This is a genomic window from Pseudomonas sp. S3_C06 (assembly GCF_054667675.1).
The window spans coordinates 645589-661809 of record NZ_CP162747.1; the positions used below are offsets into that span (position 1 = coordinate 645589).

General features: G+C 50.0%; 13 protein-coding genes and 1 pseudogene. 13 read left to right on the plus strand and 1 reads right to left on the minus strand.

Annotated features, from left to right (window positions below):
• Nucleotides 1-124: 124 nt before the first annotated feature.
• The 4 genes and pseudogenes from AB4N44_RS02760 to AB4N44_RS02775 all read left to right on the plus strand — a co-directional run bounded on the left by AB4N44_RS02760 (nt 125) and on the right by AB4N44_RS02775 (nt 4338).
• The gene (locus AB4N44_RS02760; protein WP_460110351.1) at nt 125-1078 is read left to right on the plus strand and encodes a TIGR03756 family integrating conjugative element protein; all 954 of its coding nucleotides are present in this window, start codon (nt 125-127) and stop codon (nt 1076-1078) included.
• Nucleotides 1078-2486 (plus strand): annotated as a pseudogene (locus AB4N44_RS02765) (integrating conjugative element protein). Before AB4N44_RS02760 ends, AB4N44_RS02765 begins: the two are co-directional and overlap by 1 nt.
• A 23-nt stretch (nt 2487-2509) precedes the next feature.
• On the plus strand, nt 2510-2815 hold the full coding sequence (locus AB4N44_RS02770) for a hypothetical protein (RefSeq protein ID WP_460110348.1): 306 nt from the start codon (nt 2510-2512) through the stop codon (nt 2813-2815).
• 17 nt (nt 2816-2832) lie between these two features.
• Nucleotides 2833-4338, plus strand: a complete 1506-nt coding sequence (locus tag AB4N44_RS02775) for a conjugal transfer protein TraG N-terminal domain-containing protein (protein WP_460110347.1) — start codon at nt 2833-2835, stop codon at nt 4336-4338.
• A gap of 1 nt (nt 4339) precedes the next feature.
• Here the strand turns inward: AB4N44_RS02775 and AB4N44_RS02780 are convergent, their stop codons facing one another.
• On the minus strand, nt 4340-4693 hold the full coding sequence (locus AB4N44_RS02780) for a DUF3742 family protein (RefSeq protein ID WP_460110345.1): 354 nt from the start codon (nt 4691-4693) through the stop codon (nt 4340-4342).
• Nucleotides 4694-4890: 197 nt separating this feature from the next.
• On the opposite strand from AB4N44_RS02780, the gene mobH reads away from it, so the two are divergent.
• The 9 genes from mobH (at nt 4891) to AB4N44_RS02825 (ending at nt 16178) form a co-directional block, all read left to right on the plus strand.
• Nucleotides 4891-6732 carry a MobH family relaxase gene (gene mobH, locus AB4N44_RS02785; protein WP_460158173.1) on the plus strand — a complete coding sequence of 614 codons (1842 nt, stop codon included), beginning with the start codon at nt 4891-4893 and terminating at the stop codon, nt 6730-6732.
• Nucleotides 6733-6984: 252 nt separating this feature from the next.
• On the plus strand, nt 6985-7236 hold the full coding sequence (locus tag AB4N44_RS02790; RefSeq protein ID WP_460110344.1) for a hypothetical protein: 252 nt from the start codon (nt 6985-6987) through the stop codon (nt 7234-7236).
• Between the two features lie 613 nt (nt 7237-7849).
• Nucleotides 7850-8380 carry a hypothetical protein gene (locus tag AB4N44_RS02795; RefSeq protein WP_460110343.1) on the plus strand — a complete coding sequence of 177 codons (531 nt, stop codon included), beginning with the start codon at nt 7850-7852 and terminating at the stop codon, nt 8378-8380.
• On the plus strand, nt 8377-9630 hold the full coding sequence (locus AB4N44_RS02800; RefSeq protein ID WP_460110341.1) for a DGQHR domain-containing protein: 1254 nt from the start codon (nt 8377-8379) through the stop codon (nt 9628-9630). Before AB4N44_RS02795 ends, AB4N44_RS02800 begins: the two co-directional genes overlap by 4 nt.
• A 26-nt stretch (nt 9631-9656) precedes the next feature.
• A complete protein-coding gene (locus tag AB4N44_RS02805; protein ID WP_460110340.1) occupies nt 9657-10772 on the plus strand; it encodes a hypothetical protein in 1116 nt (371 codons plus the stop codon).
• A 468-nt stretch (nt 10773-11240) separates the two neighbouring features.
• Nucleotides 11241-12284, plus strand: a complete 1044-nt coding sequence (dndB, locus tag AB4N44_RS02810) for a DNA sulfur modification protein DndB (protein ID WP_460158174.1) — start codon at nt 11241-11243, stop codon at nt 12282-12284.
• On the plus strand, nt 12281-13807 hold the full coding sequence (dndC, locus tag AB4N44_RS02815) for a DNA phosphorothioation system sulfurtransferase DndC (RefSeq protein ID WP_460110337.1): 1527 nt from the start codon (nt 12281-12283) through the stop codon (nt 13805-13807). The genes dndB and dndC overlap by 4 nt, the downstream gene beginning before the upstream one ends.
• On the plus strand, nt 13804-15816 hold the full coding sequence (gene dndD, locus AB4N44_RS02820; protein WP_460110335.1) for a DNA sulfur modification protein DndD: 2013 nt from the start codon (nt 13804-13806) through the stop codon (nt 15814-15816). Before dndC ends, dndD begins: the two co-directional genes overlap by 4 nt.
• A 47-nt stretch (nt 15817-15863) precedes the next feature.
• Nucleotides 15864-16178: a DndE family protein gene (locus AB4N44_RS02825; RefSeq protein ID WP_460158224.1), complete on the plus strand. Its 315-nt coding sequence runs from the start codon at nt 15864-15866 to the stop codon at nt 16176-16178.
• The last annotated feature ends 43 nt before the right edge of the window (nt 16179-16221 follow it).

The window sequence follows — 16221 nt, forward strand, 5'->3', positions numbered from 1 at the left end:
GAGACTGTTTGCTGGTCGCAACGACTATCAAATGGAATATGGGTGCCCGTCCTTTCCTATTCACTAAGGCCAATCAAGATTCGCACTGATTCACTGCGCACCTCGTCTCGCGCAGGATCGAAACATGAAACTTCGATATTCAAAGGGCTTGCGATTAATTACTGTCGCAACCGCCATGGTTACACCGCTCGCTGCTTCAGCCCTTAATACCGCTGAAATCGTAGCCTCTAGCCTTTCACCTGACTGCATGGCTTACCGAGTTGTGGGTGTGTGCTATTGGCTGTTCTGCACCAATTTTGGCTGCAAGGTCAAGGAGTCCGCCAAGGTCCGGCACTACGTGCCAGACGCAGTTGTTTCGAGCTACGCCAATACAGGTGAAAACCCATGGTCGGAACTGCGAATGTTGAGCTCGAGCAACTCAACGGCTCGCGGTGGTGGTGACGGCACTACCGGCATCGCGTTTGAAAACGATCTCGCCAAATTCAAGAACGCTGATGTCATTGGCCATCCCGGCGGTGCAGTCTTCAGTCAATTTGCCGGGCAATCCGGCTACGCCTGCTCGGGCGCTGGGCAATTACTCATGCCCTACTTCCTCAGCACACTCGACAGCCTAGCTTGGCGTCGCAACATCCCAGAGCTCGTCTTTCCAGAAGCCCTGACGCCGGGCATGCGTGAAATCGGTAGTCGTACTAAAGGCAATCTGTGGGGCGCGATCTATCCGCGGGGAGGATTCCTGCACGGCGTTGATGACCACAAGTGTGCCGCGGTGATCGCGCAACGCGCTGCAGACATCGTCACGCGTCGGGGCCAGATTCATGTTTATCAGCCTCTACTGGCGAAGGCTAAAGCGGGCTATTGGCCCGCAGGTGCAGTGATGGAAAGCGACCCGCTGACCGGAAAATGGCAGGAGCTGACACCCACTCAATCCAAGACCTGCACGACCTTTCCGAATAACGGACCTCACGTGCAATCACCTCGTGGCGATTACGCCTGGGCACTGTGGCGCCCCTACACCTGCTGCAAACGCAAAGGCCAAACCTTCCTGGGTAGCACAGACTTCTCCGGTGGTGATCAATGATGTATTCGCATAAACCCGCTGCGAACAAACATAGAGCAATCCTCGCTTATGGACTGCTAAGCGTCCTGCTTGTCTCGCACACCCAACTCCAAGCCGCCCAGACGCAAGTGAATAAAGATGGCATCCATCACAACGGCACCGTCATCGGCGATGACGTGCTCTACAGCATTGGCGGAGGCAGGGCCGTGTCCATGGGCGGCGCTGCCAGCATGGACAGCATCAGCGTCGGTGCTGGGTGGGACACCAACCTGATCTGCGGAGACATGAGCCTTAATACAACGCTGCAGAACCAGCTCAATGGTGCCACTCAAGGCTTCAAGTCGATCATGAGCAACGTGATCAAGAACGCAACCAGCGCAGTCGCCTCCTCCCCGCCCTGATCATCCAGCGCGCCGACCCTGGCCTTTACAACCTGCTTACCAACGGCATCCTGCAAGCACGGCTCGACTTCGATCGTTCCAAATCAACGTGTAAGTCGATTGCTGATCGCATGGCCGATATTGCCGGTGGGCAGATGAGTTGGGGGCAATTGGCTGAAGGCGTGGCGCTCTCGAAAGCTGTTGGGAGCAAAGACGCTGTGGCAGCCATTGAGCAGGCAGAAACACGTCGAGGTAACCATGGCGTTCCGTGGGTGGGCGGGAACGCAGCCGGCGGTTCCGGACAAGCCCCGATTAGGGTTGTGTCAGACGTCACCCGGTCGGGATATAACCTGCTCAATGGCAGAGATGTGAATGACCGTTCCGCTATACCCAAAAACAGCTGCGGCAACCGCCTGAGCTGCCAGACCTGGTCCTCTCCCCAAGAAGCCGAGGCGTGGGCAACAAAGGTCCTGGGCGAGCGCGAACACCAAACGTGCGATCGCTGCACCAAGACTCAAACCAAGCCGGGTGTTGGACTCACGCCTCTCATTCAGGAAGAGTTTGATACCAAGTTGCACGCACTGGCTGCATTGATTAAAGGCACCAAGCCAACCACCACGGAACATCTACTGGCAGCCAGTAGCCAATCACTGACTGTCACGCGCGGTGTCATCGAGGCACTGAGGGACGAACCCGATCAAGATTTGCTGGCTCAGCGTTTGGCGTCCGAAGTGGCGCTGTCCAGCGTCCTCGAAAAAGCACTGCTGCTGCAACGTACCCTGCTCACGGGGCGCAAAGAACCCAACGTGGCATCCAATGAGTTGGCTCAGCAAGCCATCAGCACCGAGAGCGACATCCTGTCTCTGGAAATCAACAACCTCAAAACCGAACTCGAACTGCGCCGTACCCTCGCTGGTAATTCCCCAATGATGCTGATCCAGCGTCAGAACGATCGAGCGACTGGTTCGCTGGGCGTCTATCAAGGTGACCCGGTACGTAATCGTCTTGACCTCATCCAACAAGCCACACCTGAGGGCCAGCCACGATGAAGCGGCACCCTAGAGCCAGAACCGTGCTGGCGCACCTGCTTTTCTGGGGTGTGCTACTCAGCCTATTAGCGATCGTTCTCACACTGGCCGCCTTCGAAGGATCAAGCAACATTCAAGAGTGGAATACCTGGAGGCAATCAAATCAGTCAGCCCTATTGATCTGGCGCGCGCCCCTGTACGCCGTCACGGTTTATGGCTGGTACCGCATGCGACTTAGCTTGATCAAACGGGGCCTCACCCGTCACCAACATCGGCGCCTTCTGTACGCCGAAGTAGCAGCTATTGCAGCACTGGCGCTGCTTGAACTGCTGAACTTCCGGCCGGCCTGACGAACAAGGACGACCTCATGACGCTCTATACAAACGACTACCTTGAGTTCTACTTGACGCTAGTTGGCTGGATCATCAATAACGGCATTTGGGAAATGCTGGTCGCTAGTGGTGTTTTCGCTCTGCCGTTTCTGGCGATCATCATCCAGGAATGGCTCAGAGCTCGTGCTGAAGGCGCGGATGAGGGCAACAAGGGTGTGCTGTCGTCACTGCGAATCGAGAACCGAGTCTGGGTTGCAATCATCGTCATCATGTTTGCCGGCATTCCCTTCATTGACGTGGACCTCAACACCATCGAGTTCAACACCACCCGCTCCACTCAGTGCCAAATCAACGTGGCCAACCCGCAAGACACTCGCTGGTCCAACACCTTCACAACGCTCAACAACCAAAGCGCAAAAGTCCCGGTGTGGTGGTTTTTCATGCACTCACTGTCCAAAGCGCTCACCGGTGGCGCTACTGCAGCAATCCCCTGTGGTACTGATCTGCGGCAGATCCGAATGGACATCGATGCAGCAAGAATCGACGACCCTATCCTGGCTCAGGAAGTCGCCGAGTTCAGCCACGACTGTTACGGGCCTGCTCGGGCCAAACTGTTTATGAACCGCCCAACCCTGAACGACACGCTGTTGGACGATATTAACTGGATTGGCTCAAGGTACCTGCTCAATACCGCTGGTTTCTATGACACCTATCATTCCAAGACACCGCGCAGCAGTTGGCCTTATAACCCACGGCGAGATGCTGGTCTGACCCAAGTACCCGGCGGTGGTGGATATCCCACCTGCAAGCAATGGTGGTCAGAAGCCCACCAAGGATTGCGTGCCCGGGTACTCAAGCAAGTGGACCCAGCCCTACTGTTTCGCATTACCAAATGGACACGCTTCCTCAACATGCAGCAAGCGGAAGACGCCGTCGTCCGCTCCGTCGTATCCCCACGTCAGCAAACACTCAACCAAGGTCAGGTCTACACAAGCTACGGCGGCCAGATCGACATGACCGCATCCAACATCACGGCACGCGTAGCCTCAAACCTCGGAATGACAGCAGGCTCAATGGCGTACTTCCCCGCAATGGATGTCGTTCGCCAAGCCCTGCCCATGGTGCTGTCATTCCTAAAAATGGCGCTGACAATCTGCATCCCACTGATCCTGGTCGTCGGCACCTACGATCTCAAATCCTTGATCACCATCAGCTGCGTGCAGTTCGCCCTATTTTTCGTCGACTTCTGGTTCCAACTCGCCCGCTGGCTCGACAGCACCATCCTCGACGCCCTCTACGGCTGGCACTCCCCACACAGCAATTTCAACATCCTCCTCGGAGCAAACAACTCCTTTGGGGACATGCTGTTGAATTACGTAATGGGCTCACTATTTGTCGTACTGCCAGCATTTTGGGTTGCCAGTCTGGCTTGGGTTGGAGTGAACGCAGGTACTGCCTTACGTGGACTAAGTGATGCAACTGGCGATGCAAAACAGGCAGGGCGCTCTGGAACAGAAAAAGTTATAGGAAAGTTCGTTTAATTCACTGATCGTCCTCGAACGAACGGCCACAATCCGTACGTACACCATTTTCGTATATTCCAGGCCCCTCGGGGCCGTCTCGCCAGCTTGCCGGCTCAGGCTCTGAGCTGAAGAGACCACAACTTCCGACTAGCGCCACAATAAAAACCACCGTCACCCAAAATGCGATGTACAGCAAAACCATTACGGTAACAGTGTGCAAAAGCAAGGCGCAGAAACTGGCTAGCTTCCGAGGCACTCCCACTTTCCTTAACCACCCAGACACTCTTGTTAAATTACGTAGGTATCCTTTCCAGCAACGTCCAAGGTATTCCCCTACGCGCGATGCTTTTGAAGCTCGATCTTTCTCAGTCACCTAACAGCTCCCCAGTCTTAGATCGTTCATCCTTGAGTTCCTAATTGCTCTGCCCAGACTCTGGTTCCGATGATCTGCCGAGCACCCAAAAGGTAAATGGAAAAAGGGATCAAACCAAGGGAATGGTGCCGAAGAGGAAAGGCCCTACCCAAGAAACAGAAAAGGCCTTCCTACAAACCCTTCTGACAGGATCAAACATGTTTTCACTGTTCCATCGCAAGGCCAGATCTACACCTGGTCGGCCTGCTCCAATGGAGTCAACATCGCCTGCGGGGTTGACCTCACCCCAATCTGCCAAATCGCTCTTGGCCACACCCCGTAGACAAAAACTACTGGAGCAGATTTGGCAGCGCACTGCAGTCTCGCGACCTCAATTTGAAAAGCTCTACCTCGGCCCCATCAGCCGATTCGCTGAGCTCGTCCAGTTACTACCCGCATCCGAGAGCCACCATCATGCCTATCCTGGTGGAATGCTTGACCATGGCCTGGAAGTCGTCACCTACGCCCTTAAGCTGCGACAAACCCACTTACTCCCCTCCGGTGCCCAACCTGAAGTGCAGATAGCACAAGCCGAAGCTTGGACCGCAGCCCTCGCCTACGCCTCGCTCAGTCATGACGTGGGTAAAATCGCAGTTGATGTGCACGTTGAATACGCAGATGGCAGCATCTGGCATCCGTGGCATGGCCCACTCAAATCCCCTTACCGCCTGAGATATCGAAAAGACCGACAATACCGCCTCCATGGTGCAGCATCCGGCTTGCTGATCGCCCATCTGCTGAACAGAGAAATTCTCGACTGGCTTTCAAGCTTCCCTGAGCTATGGACCTCTCTGATATTCAATTGGGCAGGCCAAAGCGAACACGCTGGTGAACTTGGTACGCTCATCACACAAGCAGACCAAGCTTCTGTAGCTCAGGCACTTGGTGGCGATCCAGCCAAAGCAAAATATGCCCCCAAACACGCACTGCAACGTAAGCTGCTCGAAGGGCTGCGCTACCTGCTGAAATGCGAGTTAAAACTCAATCAACCTCAAGCCTCAGACGGCTGGCTTACCCAAGAGGCGCTCTGGCTGGTAAGTAAAACCGTCTCAGACAAACTTCGCGCTCACCTGCTCTCCCAAGGCGTCGACGGAATTCCAGAAAGAAATATCGCCGTCTTCAACGTACTACAGGAACACGGGATAGCCCTCCCCGGTGCCGACGGTAAAGCCATCTGGAAAGCAACAGTTACAAGCGAATTAGGCTGGTCCCATAGCTTCACCTTCCTAAAGCTATCGCCGGCATTGATCTGGGAAGCGATTGAGCGCCCAAACGCTTACACAGGCACTGTCATCCCCGATACGCCTGATGTGTCACTCGCAACATCAAGCACACCCAGATCTCTATCAAACGCGACTCCATCCGCCCCGCCATCGAAAGGCGCATCGGGTTTTGGCTCTCCAAATCCGCAGTCATTGATGGAGCCACAGCACACCGCGCCTGACTCGCTCGAAATGCTGTTTGATTTATTTGGAGGCCCCCCAACCCTACCGGAAGACATTGAGACCCTCCCGTTTGACGACGAATCTAGCTCCATTGAGCTACCGACAACCAAAGAGGAGCCAGCGGAGCTTTCAGGAGAACACTTCATGGAGTGGTTCACACAAGGCGTCCTGTCTCATCGCATCATCATGAATGACACAAAAGCGCTGGTTCACACCGTCGAAGACACGATCTTTCTCGTCACGCCTGGCGTCTTTCATCGCTACGGGCAGGAGCACCCACACCTTGCCCGTATCGCAAAGAAAGAAAACCAATATGACTGGCAATGGATTCAGAAACGTTTTGAAGAAATGAAGCTGCACCGCAAGCAACCAAACGGACTGAACATCTGGACATGCGAGGTAAGCGGCGGGCGCAGAACACGGCGCCTTCACGGCTACTTACTCAAATCCCCCGCTGGAATGATGAATGACTTGGCCCTCAACAATCCCTACCTGAAGCTGGTCGAGTCAGTGCAGAAAAAGGCCCTCAGGCCATCATTAGGAAATACTCGGTAACCGGATTATGGATTGACACCAAACGCCCAGAGAAGCAATTTAGGGCTGTGTCTTGCTGACGTGTTCAGCTACATGCCAGCCGCCAGGATCTTCTAGGCGGTGCTGCGAATATTCGCAGGATCCACCCAATGACCGTATCGCTTCCGGAAGCACGGTCAGTCGACCACGTGTCGAAGGAAGTACGATTTTCCCACCCACGACGGGCCTACCCCGTCGTGGGGATAGGCCTTTTTAGTTTTTCTGGAGGCCTTAATGAAAATGGACCTGGCTCTATATCAGGCACTGATTGCAATCAATGTACCTGAGCCAAAAGCTCACGCAGTTATCGAAGCATTGGAGAATGACATGCATACATTACTAGCAACAAAAAATGACTTGGCCATTCTTACCAATCAAATCCATAAAGATTTGGCGAATCTCGAAATAAAGCTGACTATGCGTATGGGCGTGATGCTATCCGCAGCCGTCACCATCATGATCGCTGCGATGAAGCTCATCAATTGACTAAAATCGTTTTATAGATAAAAACTCGCCCTTTCAAGTGAAGGGCGTTTTTTATCGTCGACGTTAAAGAAAACATTTTTTCTAAAAAACAATAATTGAACAGCATTCGCCAGTTATTTTTAGCTAAGCTGACTTTTCCCTGCGTCATTAATATGACCCAGAAAAATAAAACAAAAACCTAATAACACCAAGAGGTATCAAAGTTAAATTGCAAGCTTACTAGCTCTTACCTTTGTCCGACACCTATTATTAACCCGAAAAGACAAGGTAAAAGAACACGCCCTGCACATCGCCCCAGCAGCCCTGCGCCCTGCGCCCTGTAAGCATCCACACTTAGCAAGGCTTTAGTTCAGCAAGCTTTATTCCCCGCCCTCCCCAAAAAAAACCAAAAACAAAAACACCTGCAACTATCAAAGCAGTATTTTTGCCAAGAAAAAAACCTGAGTCCCACCTGGTAAAAACAATCGCCAGACTAAAATCAACAAAAAGACCAATTAGCACCGCTACACTTACTAGGGGAATTAGCAGCCACCATCAAAGTTATTTACTTTTGAACCATATAAAAATCAGACTTCTCAATGACGCAACAATATAGTAATATGCGGAAAATTGCATGCAGAAGGGAATGCTTAAAGTGGCTAAAGGAAAGCTCAACGACTTAATTGCAGATACTGATCGCTACAAGGCAAGCTTGTATCAGTTCTATTTAGATCTAGAAGCTTGGCGCTGCTTCAAAAGCAAATTTCCACTATCGTGGAGCAAAGTGAAATTTAACAATTCAGCCCGAACAACCATCCCTAAGGAAAGAGGAATATACGCCTTCACTTTATCTTGGGATACATCCGACTTACCTAATCATGGTTATATTTTGTATCTAGGGATAACGGGTGATGACTCTACTGCAAACTTGCATAGCAGGTTTGGGCAATACTTAAGTGAATTGCGGCGGGCAGATAAAAGGCCTCGTGTGTACTATATGCTTGAGAAATGGAAAGACGACCTATTTTTCAACTTTGTCCCAATACCCGATAAGCGTATGAGTTTAAAAAAAATTGAAACTGAGTTTCTTTCAGCTATTCAACCCCCTATAAATATACGAGACATGACTATCAATGTTTCAAATGCTCGGAGGGCAGCATTTTGAACAATAAAAAACTTATACTTCCAGCATTGCGTGGTCGCATTGGGGATTGGATTTATTACTCATGCCTCATTCCAATTCCCGAGCTCGCTAAAAGAGCTGACTACGCGAAAAATATTCACTCAGATAAATCTTTGTCAAGGCTCATTCAGCGTAGCTTGGAGGGAGAAAGAGCTGAGCACATTGCGAATTATCTTGAGAAAACTAAAGAGCGTTTTTTTAACTCTCTCGTGTTAGCAACATACGATGGAAATCCAGAGTGGATTGATATTGGCGCTTCTAACTCAAGCTCCAACGAAGCATTGCTAAATGATATTGGAAATGAAGCGTTTGACACCATAGGATTTCTTTGCCTTTCCGGCACTGAAAAGATATTCGCCGTAGATGGTCAACACCGCCTTGCCGGGATCAAACGTGCCATAACAGATAAAGCCGATTTCACCGGCGAGCGAATGTCAGTGATTTTTATTGGTCATAATGATGCAGAGAGGGAGCGCACGAGACGTCTTTTCACTACGCTTAATAAAACAGCTAAACCAGTAAAAAAGCGTGACATCATTGCTCTTGATGAAGACGATACAATGGCGATCATTACGAGACGACTGATTGAGCAAAACGATTGGTTTACCTCCCCCAAGATACTCGTGGATGCCAGTGAAAATATACCTGCGACTAACAGAGTAGCTTTGACCACAATATCAAGCCTTTACGACACATTGAAAATCATCTTTAAGCATCGCTCGGGAAACAAGAGCGATGAACATTTACGGTTTTATCGCCCGAGTGACTCGGAGCTTGATAAGTATCAAAGTTATGCTGTCCGCTTTTTTGAAGCTATGGCTGAGTCATTTGAACCCGTTCAAAAACTCTTCGTTTCCTCTACTCCTGCTCGGATAACGCAAAAATATAGAGGGGATCATGGAGGACATTTGTTGTTTCGCCCAGTCGGGTTGTCAGCATTTACCAATGTCGCCGTTAGGTTTTCCAAATACCATGACATCCCCCTTCACGAAGCTGTCGTAAAACTAAAAATATTACCGACCGACCTATCCGAGTCACCATTCGCGGGAATCATCTGGGACACGGCGCGAAATAAAATAATCACGACTGGAAAACGTTTGACAATCGACCTGCTTAGTCATATTGCAGGGCTGCCAGTTGAAATCAATAAACTTAAGCTCAGTTACTCTAAAGCTCTTGGCGAAGAGAATGGGATCGAACTCCCACAATTAATTATTGAACAAGACCGCTAAATTCTAAGCAAGGACTCAACATGTACATGGATCAACTCTTTCCAAAGAAAATAGAATTTGACAACATCATGCTGGACCCGAACAACCCTCGATTTTGGACGCAATCTAATCGACCAATTGTTTTGGATAAAAATATAGCAGATGAAAAAAAACAGATTAGAGCGCGTCAAGAAATCGACCAGCATGGTATATCTGATTTATATAACAGCATTTTAAGAAATGGCTTTCTGCTACTTGACCGAATAGTTGTTCGCCCTATTGCTGGCGTGCCGGGCAAGTTCGTGGTAGTGGAAGGTAATCGTCGCTTTAGGTCATTGGGCAAGCTTCGTACTGACATAAAAAATGACGAAGTTGTAGCTGATGACCTTGATCTTTCTCAATTAGAAAAGCTTCTACAAGCGACTAACGAAATCGAAGTACTAGTTTACAACGGATCAGATGGTCAAGACATTTCCTGGATGTTTCAAGGCATCCGGCATATCAGCGGAATACGGCAGTGGGACCCTGCTCAGAGAGCAAAGCTTGTTGCCGAACAAGTTGATCAAGAGCATAAAAAGCTTGGGGTAGTAGGTCAGCAATTCGGACTTTCCGCTCAAGCTACCGGGCGCTTATATAGAACTTATCGTGCTCTGTCACAAATGAGGGAAGACGAGGAGTTCGGTTCGAAAGCGCGAAATGACTATTTCTCACTGTTCGAAGAAGCTCTCCGAAATAGCGTGCTTAAGGAATGGTTGGAATGGGACGAAAGTCAGAAAAGATTTGATAACATTGACAATGTTCGCCGATTTTATTCATGGATATCACCTGATGAAGACAAAGAAAACATCAGAAGACTACATGACCCCAAGCAAGTCAAAAGCCTAGCTTACTTAATTGAAAATCATCATACCGATTTAATTGATGATTTCGAAACGCACCTTATATCTGCCGAAGAAGCTCGAATTAAGGCCACAGCGGAAGATCCAAAACCAAAAGATTGGCGAAAAATTGTTGCAGTCGCTATTTCTATACTTGCAGATCTACCTCAGTCCGCGCTTACAGATGACGCAGAAGAGTTCTTGGGCCAGCTCGATGCGATGGTGAAAATTATAGATCAACGTCGCAAGATGGCACGTATTTCGATCAATGGGGGAAACGATTAGACATTTAGACCTTATAACTAGGACAGATGCTCTGAACTATATCCGAGCATCTTTTTGCAACTTGACCAAACAGATAGCATTCATTAGTCCCGCCCAATTGCTGGTGGGTATTTGTTGCTCTATATCAATCGGATACTACACGCTATCGATAGCCAATTTCTCCAATTTCGAACTACCTCAACCTACATAATTAAGCTGCTGTGCATCGATCATCTTTGATGACGAAAATCGTGTTTCGATGCTGATTATTTAGAGCCATCGAACGATAAAATTCATTATTTGCGATATCGAGCCATTTACAAACCTTACCGATTTTGCCGCCGACAGAGGCTTGACAACGCTCCAAAGACAAGTTATTCGACCTGGATTCTTGCTTGTACGTTAAAAATATGCAAAATAACGTACCGGATCAAATTAAACATGCACGCTATGAACAGCTTCCTACATTCCTTCCCATGTGTCAGGGGCATGCAAGCAGGCAGGCCCTGCTACATAGCGATGTGCCCGATGCGCTTGGTGCCAAAAATCTTCATGTTCAATGAGGAAAATGTTCCGCCGGATCTGCGTGCCCAGCGTACGCTAAATCTAGCAAGAGTCCCCGAAATTGCGGCTTATCTCGTTGATAATCGTGATGATTACACGTTGTCCGCCATCACCGCTTCTGTTGATGGAGTGGTCCAGTTTAATCCTGCATCCGATACGGGTCTTGGCCAGAGCATTGGCACATTGACCATACCGATGGAGGCTCAGATTCTGATCAATGATGGCCAGCACCGACGCGCTGCCATTGAGCAGGCTATTCGTGAAAATCCAGAACTTGGCTACGACAATATTCCTGTGCTCTTCTTCATAGATGAGGGTCTCAATCGTAGTCAGCAAATGTTCGCTGACCTCAATAAGCATGCCGTGAGGCCGAGCAGCTCCATCAGCACGCTTTACGATCATCGGGACCTGATTTCCGATCTAGCCCGTTATCTGGCCAAAAACGTAGATGTTTTCTCAAGGATGACAGAGCTAGAGAAATCGAGTCTCTCCCCTCGCAGCTCCAAGCTCTTTACCCTCAGCGCCATAAAAAACGCATCCCGAGTCTTATTGAAAAAAGGGAAAGGCGATCTCATCGCACAGAATGAACGGGAGCTCGCAAAATCGTTTTGGGAAGAGGTGTCCTTGCAGATGCCCGACTGGATCAGAGCGAAAAATAAAGAGCTGTCGACGTCCGAATTACGGGACAATTACATTCATGCCCACGGCGTTATGCTCCAAGCAATGGGACTTGTGGGAGCTGAACTGATTATCCGCAAGGAGGCCGAGTGGAAAGCAACCCTTAGCCAACTCCGCCAAATCGATTGGTCAAGGGCCAACCCTGAATGGGAGGGTCGCGCGATGGTCCACGGCCGGATCTCAAAAGCAACAACGAACGTGGCGCTCACCGCTAGTCTTATCAAGAAAAAACTTGGCGTCCCGCTGTCCACGGCCGAACGAGAGTTAGAAAACAGGTTTCCTCAACAATGAGCAATGATCAATTCCTCTACCCATCGCACGATGATTTCGTTCAAGAAGCGATCATTTCTGGGAGACCGCTCGCGGACGCTGTCCGCGAGCTTCAAAGCATATACAAGGCCGATAATCGCCCCTGGGTAGTGGGGTTCAGCGGCGGAAAGGACTCAACAGTCATCCTTTCGCTCACCTACTACGCCTTAAAGATGTTGCCACCTGAGGAGCGCCACAAGCATGTGTACGTAGTCTCCTCCGATACTCGAGTGGAAACACCTGTTGTAGTCGACATGATCCGCCAAGTGCTTGATTCGGTGAACGCTCAAGCAGTTGAAGATCATATTCCGATGACAGCCCACTCTGTCACTCCCGAAGTTGGCGAGACCTTCTGGGCCAACCTTCTAGGCAAGGGCTACCCCGCTCCAACCAAGGCATTCCGTTGGTGCACAGAGCGGATGAAGATCGACCCAGTGAGCGAGTTCATCAAAGACAAGGTGGCACGTTTTGGTGAGGTCGTGGTGGTACTTGGCTCAAGACGGGAGGAAAGCTCCACGCGCGCCCAAGTAATCACACGTCACAAGATCGATGGCTCAGCATTGGGTCGGCATACCACGCTGCCGAATGCATATACCTACATGCCAATTGAGCTATGGCACGCTGATGATGTCTGGGAATATCTCATGAGCGCTGCCAGGCCTTGGGGTGGCTCCAATCGAGTGCTGTTTGAGCTGTACAAAGACTCCAACGCTGGCGAGTGTCCACTGGTGATCGACACCAATACCCCATCCTGCGGTAACTCCCGCTTCGGATGCTGGACGTGCACTGTGGTGACTCATGACAAGGCGATCGAAGGTCTCGTGAATAGTGGCGAGGATTGGATGCTGCCGTTGCTCCAGTTCCGCAATCAGTTGCATGCCAGCTCACTGCCTGAGAACAAAACTGAGTACCGAAACTACAAACGCCGTACAGGGAAGGTCACCTTCGCAAGAGGGGCAATCGACGACGACACAAATGCAGCCACCAAGCACGTTCCTGGCCCGTATTGGATGAAATATCGCAAAGAGTGGCTCAAGCTGCTTTTAGAAATTGAGAAAGGCATTCGAGAGACCGATCGTGATATTGAATTGATCGGCCGCGATGAGCTGCAAGTGATCCGGCAGCAATGGCTAAAAGATCCGAATGAGCCGGACTGGATTGATTCGCTCCCAAAAATTTATGCCGAGGTCTATCCCACGGATACGGTGGAGTGGATCAAGAATGATGCCGGCGCGTTCACTGAGCCTGATGCCGCCATCCTCAATGCACTGGAAGCGGAACATGGCGTGCCAGCTGTATTGATCATGAAGCTGATAGATACAGAGCTTTCGTTCTCCGGCCTATCACGCCGCAAAGGGATTCTGGAGGAACTGCAGAAGATCCTGGAGCAGGACTGGGGTGGGCTTGATGAGGCTATGGAGCGGCGCGCCGCTCCTAAAGTTAACGACACATATAAAACCGCTTTCGAATCCCTGAAAGCAGAAATAGATGGTTTGCTGCAATGATTATTGACTCCCTTTCAGTACTAGATTTCCGTGTGTTTAGCGGCGCACACAACTTTGACTTGGTACCCAAGATCAAAAGAGGTAAAAACGCTCCTATCGTTTTGTTTGGCGGCTTAAATGGCGGCGGCAAGACAACCATTCTGAGCGCGCTGAAGCTTGCCTTGTATGGCAAAGGCGTGCTCGGGTCTGGCGCTACGATCGCGGACTACCACCAATATCTTCGTGATTGCATTCATAGAGCGCACAATAGCATTGCCAAACCTACACGAGCGTCCGTCGATCTAACATTCCGCTATGCGCAATACGGAATTATTTCGAGCTATCAATTGACTCGAGACTGGTTTGTTGATCACAGCGGCAAGATCAAGGAAGGCCTTATTATTTCAAAGGACGGTCAGCATCTGACCGAACTCTCCTATGAGCAAGCCCAGGCTTTCCTGAACGAGTTGATCCCAATTGGTGTTTCCGAATTGTTCTTCTTCGACGGTGAAAAAATCGCGAGCCTCGCCGAAGAAACATCTGGAGACGCCTTGCGAGACTCTATTAACAAGCTTCTTGGTTTGGATCTGATCGACAGACTGCATTCGGATCTATCGGTGATTATCAGGGGGCGCTCAGTAAAAAAAGCCTCCGATGATCGCAAGCAGAAGATAGCTACGGCCGAGCGCACATATGAGGATCTAAAAAAGCAACTCGCAGAGACACGCGAAAAGCTTGTCTATATGCGCGTCAGTACCGTAGAGGCTAATAAAAATCTAGCCAATATTGAGGCGAAGATTAATGCGCGAGGTGGTGCTTGGAGCGCCACAAGAGAGCAAGAAGCAGCTAGTCTCGACTCATTGGTTAGTGAGAAAAAGGCGATAGAACATACCTTGCATGAGATGCTGAGTGGCTTATTGCCCTTTTCTATTACTCGTAAACTCAACGAAAAACTTCTTGCGCAATTGGACTCTGAACAGCGCACGGAAAAAGCGCAGGTACTTTCTGAGTATCTGGAACGCCAGCAAACCAATTTTCTTGCAGAGCTTGAGTCGACGCTAAAAATCAGCAAGGAGCAACGCCCTGCCCTTCAAGATATTTTCCTTAGGACATTCGGTTCAGAAGTCGCGAACAATGCTGAACAAAAATCTCCAGTTCACGAACTCTCGGACACCCAACGTTTCAGTATCTCCCATCGACTGTTAAATGATGTCGGGCCACTACAACAACGCGCCTCTCGTTTGGTGATGACGCTTCAGGAAACCGATAGCCAAATCGAATCCGCCCGAGAAAATATCGCTAGAGCCCCCGACGAAAAAGTACTGGTCCCGTTGTTTAACGAACAAGGTCAGCTACAGGGACGGCTGTCCGCTTTTGAGGAGCAGAGATCAGTAATAGCAGATGAAGCAAAGGCCCTCCTCGCCCGTTTGTCGGTGGTTGCGCGCCATTTAGACGATCTCTACACAGAAATTGCCGATTCCCAGGAAGAGGAACGTCTAACTGAGCTCGCACAAAACGCCAGAGAGGTACTGAAGGAATTCTCTACGCGCGCCCGAGTTGAAAAACTCATAGAGCTTGAGTCGCAGTTTTACACCTCATTCAATGGTCTTGCGCGCAAGGAAGATCGGAACCTCAGCATTCAGATCAATCCAAACTCCTTCGAAGTCGTCCTGATCGACGATGAAGGCGTAATACTCCGCAAAGAAGAGCTGTCTGCTGGCGAGAAGCAGATCTTTGCGATCTCTATTTTGGAAGCGCTGGCTCGTACTTCAGGGCGAAGCTTGCCAGTAGTGATCGACACGCCACTTGGACGGTTGGACTCGATTCATCGGAAAAAACTCGTAGAAAACTATTTCCCAAAAACGAGTCACCAAGTCATCATTCTCTCGACGGATACAGAAATTGACTACGCCTTCTATGAAGGTCTGCAAGGAAGCATTTCGCACTCTTATCATCTTGTATACAACCCAGAAACTCGCTCTACTCAAGCAGAGGAAGGCTATTTCTGGCGATGGGCACAAAACGCATGAACGTATTTCCGCACAAATTCAAAATATCCACTTCGTCCACTGCGAAGATGAAGTATCTAAAGTCAAAGACTGGGCTTACGCCTAACATTTTGAGTAGGTATGCGATCGCACTTGCGCTAGCTGACGAGAGTGGTCTTGGCAATGCCAGTGTGTCGGACTTGGATGGGCAAGAATTTAATGCTCCTACTCTATTTGGCGAGCACTTGGATATCTACGAAGCATTGCTCAGGCAGTTCACGCATCAAAATGCTCTAAACTGGGATCCCGTCAGGCACGTCGCGTCTCTTATCGAGGTAGGCCTGCATAAAATGGGGCATATTCGCTCTCTGAAAGACGTAGTATTACTGATAATAAACAAATAAAAAAGTGCCCACCTTCAAAAGTGGGCTCAGCCTGCATGGCATT

Coding starts and splice junctions, on each gene's coding strand:
- dndC (WP_460110337.1), top strand. CDS start 12,281: ATGAGCAATGATCAATTCCTCTACCCATCGCACGATGATTTCGTTCAA.
- AB4N44_RS02790 (WP_460110344.1), top strand. CDS start 6,985: ATGAAAATGGACCTGGCTCTATATCAGGCACTGATTGCAATCAATGTA.
- AB4N44_RS02825 (WP_460158224.1), top strand. CDS start 15,864: ATGAAGTATCTAAAGTCAAAGACTGGGCTTACGCCTAACATTTTGAGT.
- AB4N44_RS02775 (WP_460110347.1), top strand. CDS start 2,833: ATGACGCTCTATACAAACGACTACCTTGAGTTCTACTTGACGCTAGTT.
- mobH (WP_460158173.1), top strand. CDS start 4,891: ATGTTTTCACTGTTCCATCGCAAGGCCAGATCTACACCTGGTCGGCCT.
- AB4N44_RS02795 (WP_460110343.1), top strand. CDS start 7,850: ATGCAGAAGGGAATGCTTAAAGTGGCTAAAGGAAAGCTCAACGACTTA.
- dndB (WP_460158174.1), top strand. CDS start 11,241: ATGCAAGCAGGCAGGCCCTGCTACATAGCGATGTGCCCGATGCGCTTG.
- AB4N44_RS02805 (WP_460110340.1), top strand. CDS start 9,657: ATGGATCAACTCTTTCCAAAGAAAATAGAATTTGACAACATCATGCTG.
- AB4N44_RS02760 (WP_460110351.1), top strand. CDS start 125: ATGAAACTTCGATATTCAAAGGGCTTGCGATTAATTACTGTCGCAACC.
- dndD (WP_460110335.1), top strand. CDS start 13,804: ATGATTATTGACTCCCTTTCAGTACTAGATTTCCGTGTGTTTAGCGGC.